This window comes from Actinoallomurus bryophytorum (genome assembly GCF_006716425.1).
GTDB lineage: Bacteria > Actinomycetota > Actinomycetes > Streptosporangiales > Streptosporangiaceae > Actinoallomurus > Actinoallomurus bryophytorum.
The window spans coordinates 1,940,264-1,951,698 of the sequence record NZ_VFOZ01000001.1; the positions used below are offsets into that span (position 1 = coordinate 1,940,264).

Sequence of the window (11,435 nt, forward strand, 5' to 3'; positions counted from 1 at the left end):
GCACCTCCCGATATCTCGACCATTGCGGAACCCCCGCTCCCGCACCGTAATCTAATGGGCGTCGTGGGAGTAATGGAACGTACGGGGGCGGGTTGGTGGAGGCCGGATGAGCGAGCAGCAGAACCGCATCGCGACACTGCTGAATTCGGGATCGGACACGAGCGCCGATCCCTCGACCGGGGCGGCGACGCCGGGTACGTATGACATATCGCCCGGTCAAAGCGCCTCGGACACACAACTCGGAATCGACTCCGCACCCGATGCCCTCATCTCCGTCGACGGTCACCAGGTCGCGGCAGGCGACAGCGGTCTGAGTATCGACGTCGCCCCGGACGGATCGACGCACGTCATCCACGCACCGCAGGACGGTACGCAGCCGGGCGGTGTCCAGACACCCGGCACGGTGGGGGTGCCCACCCAGCTCGTACAGAACGGCACGCCGGTCACGGGTCAGAACGGCACGCCGGTCACGGGCCAGGACGGCACGCCGGTCGCAGGGCAGGACGGCACGCAGGTCACGGGCCAGAACGGCACGCTGCCTCCGGGCAGTGATCCGACGGGTTCCGGCGCGTCCCCGCAGGGGCAGCCCGACCAGTCGGGCGTTTCTCAGGACGGCACGCAACCGACCGGCGACGGCACGGCAGACCCCGGCTCCGCGGCGGCAGCGGGCCAGTCAGACCCGACCGGGACGGCACCGGACCCCTCGCAGGACACCACCCCGGTCGAGCACCTGCATGGCACCGGCGATCACGCCGCCCAGGCCGACCTCGCGGTGCACGGGCCGGACGCGAACATGCCGGCGCCCGTCACGCACCAGAACCCCGATGGCAGCCAGGACATCACCATCCCCAAGGGGCCGGACAATCCGCAGGCCATCACCGTCCACGTCCAGTCGAACAAGGACGGCAGCCTCGACCTCACGGTGCCCAAGAGCGACACCAATCCGCACGAGATCAAAATCCACGTGCAGCCGGACAAGCACGTCGACCTGAACATCACCCAGGACAAGGACGGGCATCTCAAGATCGATGCCCACGACCACCCCCCGGAGCAGCAGGGCGACTGGGCCGGGCTGAAGGGCCCCGCCGGACAGAACGACGGTCAGGGTACGGATCCGGCGCAGCAGGCCGGCGCCCCGCAGGACGGAAGCGTCCCGGTGTCCGACATTCCGCAGCAGCCCGATGCTTCGGCGGCTTCGCCTGGCGGCGGAGGGTCAGGTGACCTGCCCTCCGCCGGGAGCGGAGGAGATCCCACCGCCGGCGGCATACCGAGCGGTGATACGCCGAGCAGTGACGTGCCAAGCGGTGGCGTCCCGAGCGGTGGCGTGCCGAGCGGTGGCGTGCCGAGCGGCGCTGGTTCGCCCACTGCCAAGTCACAGCCACCCGCCACACCGGTGAAGACCGTGCCGGTCGCCGACAACGGCACGTTGGACGTGGACGGTGCCGAGATCAAAAAAAGAGGCACAGACCTCGTCAACGGTCCGGTGAAGACTCTGGACACGGCTGCCGGGCACGCACGTGACATCGGCATTGGGTTCCCGGGTTTCGGTGCGCTGGGCTCCCCGCTCCAGATGATCCATGGGGCATTGACGGACACCGCCGCGACGGAACTGCAGCAAGGAAGCAGCACACTGAGTAGTACCTCGACGAGCCTGGCTACAACCGGTGAGACCTATGCGGACACCGAGATAAAAAACGGTAGCCTAGTCCAAAACACGGGTGTAGCGGGAGATAAAACCAATGGGCCTTAGCACACGGGATACTCTGACCACCGCGCCGAGTATGGCCGGATTCCTAACGGCGACGTTTGCCGCAGCGGTGATTCCGATGGCCATTCCGATCGCTGCTCTCGCCGGCGGGCTCATCTCCGACCCAGGCCAAATTTGGCATGCCGGTGATCGGCACAAGCTCGTGGCCGACACCACCGCGCAGGCCAAGGACGAAGTGCAGACCATCGTGGGCAATCCCGAGGGATTCAAGACCCCCGACGCCAAACAGGCCTTCGACAAGCGCATGGAGAGCTATTCCACGGCGCTCCAGGAGACCAAGGACCAGCATGGCACGCTCGACGTCATCCTGAAGTGGGCGGCCGGCGTGGTCGAAGCGCTGGGTCTGGCGTCACTCGCCGTCGGCAGCGCCCTGGCACTGGCCGCGACCGGGGTGATCAGCCTTTCCTGGGCCCCTGGCGTGAATGCTTCGGTTTATGCGGAGGCCAATGGCCTCGCCGCTCGCGTGGGCGCCACGCTGAGAACCGTGGTCAAGGGCTTCCTCAACATGCTCTCCAAGCTGAAAACCATGCTTTCCGGGATCAAAAGCATGTCCGCCAAAAGGAAAATGATATTTGCCACACTGGGCATTTTCGGCGTTACGATGCACGACCAGGCGATAAGCGGGGTGGCTTCGATCCTGCCGATTCCCCACAAGCAGGTGACGTGGCCGACGGAGCCTTAGTCACAACCCTCGCCGGCCGGACGTGCACACAAGGCCTGTGATCGCCTTCTCGCGGCTCACAATCCGAGTTGTTTGCTGATGCGTTCGAGTTCGGTCATCGCCTCTCCCAGCGTACGATCGAACATCGACGCGGCCCCTTCGACTTTCTCTTCGGCGCTCTTCCGGTTCTGCTCGGACGCCAGCGGGTTCGCGTCCGCGCCGTAGATTTCCGTCATGAGGTCGCTGAGCTGGCTCTGCAGGTCGGCGTTGGCGTCGTGGATGAGCGTCTTGAGGGTCTCGGCGAAGTTCGCCGTCGGCATGCGCATGGCGCGTGGGTCGATGTCGATGTCGGTGACCCCGCCGCTGACCGTGCAGGTCACCTTGATCCTGCGGTCCTTGCTCTCCGCGAATCCCTTGAGCTCGGCGGAGCGCTCCTGCATCTCCTGGACCTTTGCCGAATAATCCTCGGAGATCCGAAGAAGCCGTTCGATATCAAGATTGGCCAGATCTCCGAACTCGCTCATATTTCATCCTTTTTGTCACGACGTACGAGTCAAACGTTAACCGGCACCGTTGGAGCGGCAGCGAATCAGCCGCTCAGGCCGCGTACCTTGGAGTACACCCGCAGAACGGCCAGAGCGAGCGGGACCAGCGAGACGATGGCGATCATGTCCACGATGTCCCCCGCACGGCCCCAGAACGGGGTGGGCCGATGCCCGGGCAGCCACATCGCCATGGTGAGGGCGATCGCGGCGACCGCCAGGATCAACGGCAGCACCAGCACCAGTGTCTGCGCGGGTGTACCTCGCAGCGACAGCCCGATGTCGAGCAGGCCGAGTCCGCCCAGCCCGACGACGAGCATCCAGCTCCGCTGCGAACGGCCGCGGAAGATACGGGCCCGCAGCAGGAGCGAGAGCGAGAGCACGGCCGCCATGGACGGCCCGGCCTTTCCCGGTGAGAAGGCGAGGAACAGCAGCGCCACGGCGGCCACCAGTGCGATGCCGGCCACCAGGCCGGTGGCGAACCGGTCGGCGGAGGCGGCGCGATGCAACAGGGCCTTGCCGTCGATGACCGTGACCTCACTGCGCAGGTCCTCGGCGCTGGTCGGGATCGATGGCAGCGGTACACGGGCGAGCCGGAACGACAGCGTCGGAATGAGGGCGCTGAGGCCGACCACGATCACGGCCGCTCCGGCCGCCACGCCGGCCGGCCTGATGCCGTCGAACGCCAGAGTGATCCCGCCGGAGATCGTGCCCACGACGCCGGCGAAGCCGATGCCGACGAACCACGGCAGCCCGTCGGCCACCCCGAAGCCCGCCAGGACCGCGACCACGGTCGTGGCGGCGAACGCCGCCAGCAGATGCGGAGCGCCCACGTCCAGGAGCGGCAGCTCAGCCCGTGCGGGGACCAGCAGCCCGGCCAGGAACGCGTAGGGAAGCGCCGCGTAGCCGAGAGCCGCCCCGCCCGTCGAGTCGCCCACCGCGCGTGACAACGCCGAACCCAGGATCACGAGGGCCAGGGCGACGATCGCCGCCGCCACCGCCGGGGGCCGCCATGGCGGCCCCGACGCCAGGATCGGAACGACACCGAGGATGAGTGCCGCGGCACCGGCGAACAGTCCGAAGCGGCGCGTCGTCTCCGTACGCCAGCGGTCGGCCCGGTCGTTCTTGCCCGTCGCGACCACATCGGCGACGTCGTCGTAGACCAGCTCGGGGATCAGGGTCATGCGCGGACGGAAGTACAGCACCTCACCGTCGTGAATATCGAGCTGGGTGAGGCTGAGCCCGTTCTCGAGCGGCGGTCCGTCCAGCCGCTGCAGCACCCATCCCGAATGGGCGAGTCCGGCGTCGGCCATCTCACGGCCGGAGGCGCGCAGCAAAGTGGGTAGCATCTGGACCAGCGGGACCTCGGCCGGCAAAGACAGATCGATACGCCGCCCCGGTGCGACGATGGTGATCCGGCACAGGTCGGCTCCGGCTCTCGGACTCACGGTCTCCCCCAACGGCGGAATTTGAACGGAACAACACGAACCGGCTTAATAGGATGACGCCTACTTACGCGCAATGCCAGCGGCCTCTGGAGGTACTCCGTTGAGCACGGTGATTGTCAGCAGGCAGGAACGCCGGTCACCCCCGGACATGCCTCGTGGGGAGATCCTGCTCGAATCGCCGCCGGAAATCCCCGAAACGGTGTCAGCCGGGTTTCAGGCGATCCTGACATACGTGCCGATGGTGGCGGGCGGCGGTGCGATGGCCTTCATGCTCGTCGCCCCCGGGTCGAACCCCACCATGTTCCTGTCCAGCGGAATGATGTCGCTGTCGATGATGGGCATGATGCTGGGCCAGCTGGGCCGCGGCACCGGCGACCGCAAAAATCGTCTCAACGGGGCCCGCCGCGACTACTTCCGTTACCTGTCCCAAGTACGCCAGAGGGTCCGCCGCGCCACCGCGCAGCAGCGCGAGGCGCTGGAATGGAACAGCCCGGACCCCGCGTCCCTGTGGTCGCTGGTGATGAGTGCACGGCTGTGGGAACGCCGGGCCAGCGACGGCGACTTCGGCAACATCAGGATCGGCAGTGGACCTCAGCGTCTCGCGATCCAGCTCGTGCCGCCGGAGACCAAGCCGATCGAGGACCTGGAGCCGATGACCGCGGGTGCGCTCCGCAGGTTCGTGCGCGCCCATTCCACCGTCCCGAACCTGCCGATCGCGGTCTCGCTCTCGTCTTTCTCGCGGATCCTGCCGACCGGCGACGCCCGCGCCATCCGCGGCCTGGTCAACGCTCTGATCGCGCAGGCCGCCGCGTTCCACTCCCCTGACGACCTGCGGATCTCGCTCTGCGCGGCGCCCGACCGGCTGCCGTCGTGGGACTGGATGAAGTGGCTCCCGCACACGATGCACCCCGAGGACACCGATGCCGCCGGCCCGGTGCGGCTGATGGCCAAGTCGATGTCCGAGCTGGAATCCATGCTGGGGGCGGAGCTGAAGGATCGGCCGCGGTTCTCCCCCGGCCTGTCGGCGGACGACATGCCGTACCACATCGTCATCGTGGACGGCGGGGCCGTCAGCGTGGACAGCCAGCTCAGCGCGGACGGCATCGACGGCGTCACCGTGATCGACCTAAGCGGCGTGGTCACGCCGACGCCCGAATCCACCATGCTCCGGCTCCACGTCCTGCCGGACGCCATGAGCATCATCAGGCGGGACCGGACCGGCAAGGAGGTCGCGCAGTCCCTCGGCAAGCCCGACTCGGTGGACCTCATGTCCATGGACGGTCTGGCCCGGCAGCTGAGCCCGCTGCGCGCCAGCGGTGTCAGCGAGCCGGAACAGAGCGCTCTGAGCGCGAACCGCACACTGACCTCGCTACTCGGCATCAAGGACCCGACCCGCATCGACACGCGTACGTTGTGGCGCCCGCGTGCGCCCCGTAACCGGCTGCGGGTCCCGATCGGCGTCGCCGCCGACGGCCGGGCGGTGGAGATGGACATCAAGGAGTCCGCGCAGGGCGGCATGGGCCCGCACGGCCTGGTCATCGGCGCGACCGGATCCGGAAAGTCGGAGCTTCTGCGCACGCTGGTCCTCGGGCTCGCGGTGACGCACTCCTCCGAGGTCCTCAACTTCGTCCTCGTCGACTTCAAGGGTGGTGCCACCTTCCTCGGTCTGGACGACCTGCAGCACGTCGCCGCGGTCATCACCAACCTGGAAGACGAGCTCCCGCTGGTCGACCGCATGTACGACGCGCTGCACGGCGAGATGATCCGGCGCCAGGAGTTCCTGCGGTCGGCCGGTAACTACGCCTCGCTGCGCGACTACGAGGCCGCGCGCGAGCGCGGGGCCCAGATTCCGCCGATGCCGACGCTTTTCGTGGTCCTGGACGAGTTCTCCGAGCTGCTGTCCGCCAAGCCGGAGTTCGCGGAGCTCTTCGTCATGATCGGCCGTCTCGGCCGGTCTCTCGGGGTCCATCTGCTGCTCGCGTCACAGCGTCTGGAGGAAGGCAAGCTCCGCGGGCTCGACACACACCTGTCGTACCGCATCGGCCTGCGTACCTTCTCGGCCATGGAGAGCCGGGTCGTCCTCGGCGTGCCCGACGCGTACGAGCTGCCCTCACAGCCGGGCAACGCCTACCTGAAGTTCGACACGACCGGGATGACGAGGTTCAAGGCGGCGTACGTCTCCGGTGCGTTCACGGCCGATGAGGAAGAGAAGGAATCCGGCCCGCGCGCGGTCCCGCAGATCGTGCCCTTCGTGCCGGAATACCTCGCGCCACGGATGATCGCGGATCCGGAGCCGGACCAGACCCGCGACGTGAGCGAGTCCGATCTCGACGACAGCCTGTTCGACCTCGTGGTCCGCCAGCTCGTGGGTCAGGGCCCACCGGCGCACGAGATCTGGCTGCCGCCGCTCGGTGACCCGTCATCGCTCGACCAGCTGATCCCCTCGCTCACGGCCACGCCGACCCTGGGATACACCTCCCCTGGCTGGGAGGGCCGGGGCCGGATGTGCGCGCCCGTCGGCATCGTCGACCGCCCGTTCGACCAGCGGCGCGACGCGATGTGGGTGGACCTGAGCGGTGCCGCCGGCAACGTCGCGGTCGTCGGCGGCCAGCAGAGCGGCAAGTCGACCATGCTGCGGAGCCTGATCACCTCGCTCGCCCTCCTGCACACACCGCAGGAGGTGCAGTTCTACTGCCTGGACTTCGGCGGCGGCACTCTCTCGACACTCGCGAACCTGCCGCACGTCGGCGGCGTGGCCTCCCGTCTCGACGGCGACCGCGTCCGGCGTACGGTCGCCGAGATGTCCGCACTGCTGACCCAGCGCGAACGTGAGTTCACCGAGCGCGGGATCGACTCCATCACGACGTACCGCCGGTTGCGAGCCGAGGGAAAGGTCCCTGGCGACGGGTACGGCGACGTCTTCCTCGTCATCGACAACTGGCTGTTGCTGCGGCAGGAGTTCGACACCGTGGAGGGCGGCATCACCGATCTCGCGGCGCGCGGCCTGGGCTTCGGCATTCACGTGGTCACCTCCACCAACAAGTGGTCGGAGTTCCGCATGAACATCCGGGACCTGTTCGGCACCCGGGTCGAACTCCGGCTCGGTGACCCGTACGAGTCCGAGATCAACCGCAAGCTCGCCGACAATGTGCCGCAGAACTCGCCGGGACGCGGCCTGACCCGCGACGGCCTGCACTTCCTCGGCGCCCTTCCGCGCATCGACGGGCGGCAGCAGGCGGACGACCTCACCGACGGTGTCCGCGGGCTCGTGGACGCCGTGTCGGCGGCGTGGACCGGCCCGGCCGCACCAAAGGTCCGGCTGCTGCCGGCCATGCTCTCCCCGTCGGAGCTCCCGGCTCCGTCGGTCACCGGCCAGCGGATTCCGATCGGCATCGACGAGGACACGCTCTCGCCGGTCATGCTCGACTTCTCCAACGACGCTCACTTCATCGTCGTCGGCGACACGGAGTCGGGTAAGTCGAACCTGCTCCGGCAGATCGCTGAGGGCATCATCGCCCGTAACACACCGGAAGAGGCGCGGCTCATCATCGTCGACTATCGCCGCGCTCTCCTCGACACGGCCGACACCGAGCACCGGATCGGCTACGCGGCGGCGAGCACGTCCGCCACGTCACTGCTCAAGGACGTACAGGGCGCCCTCGTCAGCCGGCTGCCGACGTCGGACCTGACCCCGGAGCAGCTGCGAAACCGGTCGTGGTGGAAGGGCTCGGACCTGTATCTGATCATCGACGACTACGACCTCGTGGCGACCTCGAACAACCCCTTGATGCCGATCGTGGAGCTGCTGCCCCAGGCACGCGACATCGGGCTGCACGTGATCCTCGCACGGGCCATGGGCGGCGCCGGGCGTGGCCTGTACGACCCGGTCATCCAGCGAATCAAGGACATGGCCAACCCCGCCCTCATCCTGTCCGGCAACAAGGACGAAGGCCCCCTGTTCGGAAACGTACGGCCGAGGCCACTGCCGCCAGGGCGGGGGTACTTCGTCGAGCGGCGGACCGGAACCAGGCTCATCCAGACCGCGTTCATCGGCGGCCCGGCGACCGGCTGAGCGCAGGTACGGACCGGGCAGCTCGCCAGGGCTTAGGCCTGTCTCGAAGTCCTCGGTCCGGGCCGGGCCTGGCCCGGGCCGGGCCGGGCCTGGTCTGAGCCGGGCCTGGTCTGAGCCGCGCCCGGCCTGAGCCCGCCCGGCCTGAGCCGCGCGCTCGCTCTGAGCCGTGCCCCGTCTGGAGCCCACCCGTCTGGAGCCCACCCGTCTGGAGCCCACCCCCCCCGTGGAGCCCACCCGCCGGAGCCCCCCCGTGGAGCCCACCCGCCGGAGCCCACCCGCCGGAGCCCACCCGCCGGAGCCCACCCGCCCGGGGGTGCCATCCCACTCTCATTGTCCAGCGAGAACAACGGCGGACGAAAGTAGAGCGGGGTTCTGTGGATAACCCCGGGTAGCGCCGCCCAGGCGGGCGCCACACGGCGCAGGCGGCGTCACACGGCAACAGCATGGCTATGAGGCAGAGCCTAGGCGTCCGGTTCCTGCGGCGGGGTGGGGCGACCGGGGCGCCAGCCGCGGCGGCGGCCCATCGGGATGAACACGCCGGCGGCCACCGCCAGTGCGCTCGCGCCCGCGGCGATGCCGGTCACGAGCAGTGCCGTCGAACGGGTCTGCCGGTCCGCGGGGCGCCGGTAGGCGATGCGGATCGGCCGGTTGTCGCCGGTCGCCGTCGCTCCCGAGTCCGCGTCCTCTCCGGGGAGCAGGGCGTTCACCGCCAGGACCGGGTTGATCATGCCGGCGCCGGAGCCGACGCCGACGGATCCGTCCGCGGTCGCCTCGATGCGGCTCTTGACCTGTTTGTAGTCGAGGTCCGGGTGACGGGCACGCACCAGGGCGACGGTCCCGGAGACGAACGCCGCCGCGAAGCTCGTGCCCTCCTCGTTCGGCGCGTACCCGCCCGGCCAGGTCGTCGCGACCGCCTTGCCCGGGGCGCTGACGCTGACCTTCGTCTCGGTGTTGGAGGAGTCCGCGATCGTACCGTCGGGGCTCAGCGAGCCGACACCGATGACGTCCGGGTACGCGGCCGGATACGCGGGACCGACCGTTCCCTTGTCCTGGTCGGTGACGTTGCCGGCCGCGGCCACGACGACCGCGTCGTGCGCCTGCGCGTTCCTGATCGCCGACCGTAGTTCGCTCGTGTCGGGTGCGGTCACCGAGACGTTGATGACCTTCGCGTGCAGCGCTGTGGCCGCCCTGATCGCCTTGGGCAGGTTGGGGTCGGGGCCATCGCTGTGGTCCTTGTTCGTGAACTTCACCGAGACCAGGTGGACGCCGGGCGCGACGCCGACGAACGGGAGGTCGTTCGACCGCCGGTCCTGGGCGGCGATGATGCCCGCGACCGCCGTGCCGTGCCCGACGCAGTCACGTGTCATCGTGTGCGTGACGTCGACCGAGGTGACGTGGCCGGCGAGCTGGACCTGCTTCACGTCGACGCCACTGTCGACGACCGCCACGGTGACCCCGTTGCCGCGCGTGAGGTTCCAGACCTGGGTGAAGTCGAGCCGCTGCTGCGCCCAGGGTTCGGTGTGCAGCGCGGCGACGGGCTGGGGGGGAGTGCACTGGACTTGCGGAGTCGGAGTCGGAGTCGGAGTCGGAGTCGGAGTCGATGGAGGCGACGGCGACTTGGTCGCCGGATGGCTCGGCGACGCCGTGGTCCGGGGCGTCGGACTGGGCTTGACGGCGGCGGCCGGTGCGCACGTGAGCGCAGCCGTGACAAGAGCGCCCACGGCGGCGAGTCCGCCCATCTTCACTGCCCTCATACCCGTCCCATCCACCGTCGCTCCGGTCGGCCGCAGGGCCGGGGATCCGCCAGCGCCGCGTGACCGGGTACGGCCGATGCACCGGCTAAGGCGACACAACGGGTGATGTTAGTGCGTACTGCCGGGCTCAGGCCTCATCCGCGTTTCCGAGGTGGGAAAGGGGTTGCCGTCGTCGTCAATGCCGATCGGGAAGGCGTACCGGCGCGGATCCTCCACCGGGATCATCTCCTCAGGCGGGATCGCGTCGCGCTCTTCGACGGCACGGCGCATACGCTTCAGGGCTTCGCGGTCCTCATCGGAGAGTTCGGCCATGACGTGTCCCCCACCTCCATGCGGCTCCGACTAGCTTATGCTCGGTACGGCGACATACGGGTTGATTGTCATAAGAAGGAACCCATCGCGGGGGATCAGCGTCTCTACATCAAGTCCGATGGGCGAGAGACGGAGGGGTGACCGCACATGAGGGCTGAGTTTCGCGCCTCGCTCGAGGAACTCATGGACGACTACTCCAAGCAGGTGGGACGCCTCAACGAGATGCAGCGCGACCTTGACAAGGTCAGCGCTACGGCGACGCGCCCGGACGGTCTCGTGACCGTGGTCGTCGGTCCTCGGGGGCAGGTGCAGGACATCCGCCTCGACCCACGGGTTTACCGCAGGCTCGACAGCGACGAACTCTCGCGCGCGATCATGCAATTGATCGGTGAGGCCACCACCGATGTCAGCGAGCAGATGAAAAAGATCATGACGCCCTTCATGCCCGAGGGTCTGTCATACGAGACCACGCTGGGCAAGGACGGCGACTTCACCGCCTTTCTGCCCAAGCCGTCGGCGGCTTCTGGGGAAGAGCCCGGCGAAGAGGCGAAGTCCTGAGGGGGCGCCACCATGGTGATGTACAACGGGTTTGAGGTGTATCCGGCGCAGATGCGAACGCGGGCCACGGGCTTCACGGACGCCGGTCATGACCTCGAAAACGTCAAGAAGGTCCTCGAAGCGGCGCTCGGCGACGGCGAATACATCGGCCATGACCAGTATGCCGAACAATTCCTGAAGAACTACAAGCCGCTGCTCGAAAGCATCTGGCAAATGCTGGACGACAATGCCAAGGGGCTGCACGGGGTCAAGAAGGGTCTCGACGACATGGCGACCACCTACGAGAACGCGAACAAAGCAACCACCGTTCAGGCGTAGGG

At 68.1% G+C, this 11,435-nt stretch carries 9 protein-coding genes; 5 read left to right on the forward strand and 4 right to left on the reverse strand.

Going from position 1 to position 11,435, the window contains the following annotated elements:
• Positions 1-106 precede the first annotated feature (106 nt).
• Together FB559_RS09170 and FB559_RS09175 are read left to right on the forward strand one after the other, a co-directional pair.
• Positions 107-1,750 (forward strand): hypothetical protein, encoded by a 1,644-nt coding sequence (locus tag FB559_RS09170; protein WP_141955206.1) that lies wholly within the window; start codon positions 107-109, stop codon positions 1,748-1,750.
• Between the two features lie 76 nt (positions 1,751-1,826).
• Positions 1,827-2,450: a hypothetical protein gene (locus FB559_RS09175; RefSeq protein WP_141955207.1), complete on the forward strand. Its 624-nt coding sequence runs from the start codon at positions 1,827-1,829 to the stop codon at positions 2,448-2,450.
• Between the two features lie 56 nt (positions 2,451-2,506).
• Here the strand turns inward: FB559_RS09175 and FB559_RS09180 are convergent, their stop codons facing one another.
• The gene (locus FB559_RS09180; protein ID WP_141955208.1) at positions 2,507-2,953 is read right to left on the reverse strand and encodes a YbaB/EbfC family nucleoid-associated protein; all 447 of its coding nucleotides are present in this window, start codon (positions 2,951-2,953) and stop codon (positions 2,507-2,509) included.
• A 65-nt stretch (positions 2,954-3,018) separates the two neighbouring features.
• The gene (gene eccD / locus FB559_RS09185) at positions 3,019-4,419 is read right to left on the reverse strand and encodes a type VII secretion integral membrane protein EccD (RefSeq protein ID WP_141955209.1); all 1,401 of its coding nucleotides are present in this window, start codon (positions 4,417-4,419) and stop codon (positions 3,019-3,021) included.
• A gap of 148 nt (positions 4,420-4,567) precedes the next feature.
• On the opposite strand from eccD, the gene eccCa reads away from it, so the two are divergent.
• Positions 4,568-8,491, forward strand: a complete 3,924-nt coding sequence (gene eccCa / locus FB559_RS09190; protein WP_342781020.1) for a type VII secretion protein EccCa — start codon at positions 4,568-4,570, stop codon at positions 8,489-8,491.
• A gap of 461 nt (positions 8,492-8,952) precedes the next feature.
• Here the strand turns inward: eccCa and FB559_RS09195 are convergent, their stop codons facing one another.
• Together FB559_RS09195 and FB559_RS09200 are read right to left on the reverse strand one after the other, a co-directional pair.
• Positions 8,953-10,245, reverse strand: a complete 1,293-nt coding sequence (locus FB559_RS09195) for a S8 family serine peptidase (protein WP_141955211.1) — start codon at positions 10,243-10,245, stop codon at positions 8,953-8,955.
• A gap of 108 nt (positions 10,246-10,353) precedes the next feature.
• Positions 10,354-10,557: a hypothetical protein gene (locus tag FB559_RS09200; RefSeq protein ID WP_141955212.1), complete on the reverse strand. Its 204-nt coding sequence runs from the start codon at positions 10,555-10,557 to the stop codon at positions 10,354-10,356.
• A gap of 183 nt (positions 10,558-10,740) precedes the next feature.
• Here FB559_RS09200 and FB559_RS09205 point away from each other — a divergent pair, with 183 nt between their 5' ends.
• Both FB559_RS09205 and FB559_RS09210 read left to right on the forward strand, forming a co-directional pair.
• Positions 10,741-11,115: a YbaB/EbfC family nucleoid-associated protein gene (locus tag FB559_RS09205; RefSeq protein ID WP_246121466.1), complete on the forward strand. Its 375-nt coding sequence runs from the start codon at positions 10,741-10,743 to the stop codon at positions 11,113-11,115.
• A gap of 12 nt (positions 11,116-11,127) precedes the next feature.
• Complete coding sequence (locus tag FB559_RS09210) at positions 11,128-11,433, forward strand: hypothetical protein (RefSeq protein WP_141955214.1); 306 nt, start codon at positions 11,128-11,130, stop codon at positions 11,431-11,433.
• Positions 11,434-11,435: the final 2 nt, after the last annotated feature.

What these genes read in the sequence shown, in the direction of transcription:
- FB559_RS09180 (WP_141955208.1), bottom strand. Translation starts at nt 2,953, where the DNA reads ATGAGCGAGTTCGGAGATCTGGCCAATCTTGATATCGAACGGCTTCTT.
- FB559_RS09175 (WP_141955207.1), top strand. Translation starts at nt 1,827, where the DNA reads ATGGCCATTCCGATCGCTGCTCTCGCCGGCGGGCTCATCTCCGACCCA.
- FB559_RS09170 (WP_141955206.1), top strand. Translation starts at nt 107, where the DNA reads ATGAGCGAGCAGCAGAACCGCATCGCGACACTGCTGAATTCGGGATCG.
- FB559_RS09200 (WP_141955212.1), bottom strand. Translation starts at nt 10,557, where the DNA reads ATGGCCGAACTCTCCGATGAGGACCGCGAAGCCCTGAAGCGTATGCGC.
- eccCa (WP_342781020.1), top strand. Translation starts at nt 4,568, where the DNA reads ATGCCTCGTGGGGAGATCCTGCTCGAATCGCCGCCGGAAATCCCCGAA.
- FB559_RS09195 (WP_141955211.1), bottom strand. Translation starts at nt 10,245, where the DNA reads ATGAGGGCAGTGAAGATGGGCGGACTCGCCGCCGTGGGCGCTCTTGTC.
- FB559_RS09210 (WP_141955214.1), top strand. Translation starts at nt 11,128, where the DNA reads ATGGTGATGTACAACGGGTTTGAGGTGTATCCGGCGCAGATGCGAACG.
- FB559_RS09205 (WP_246121466.1), top strand. Translation starts at nt 10,741, where the DNA reads ATGGACGACTACTCCAAGCAGGTGGGACGCCTCAACGAGATGCAGCGC.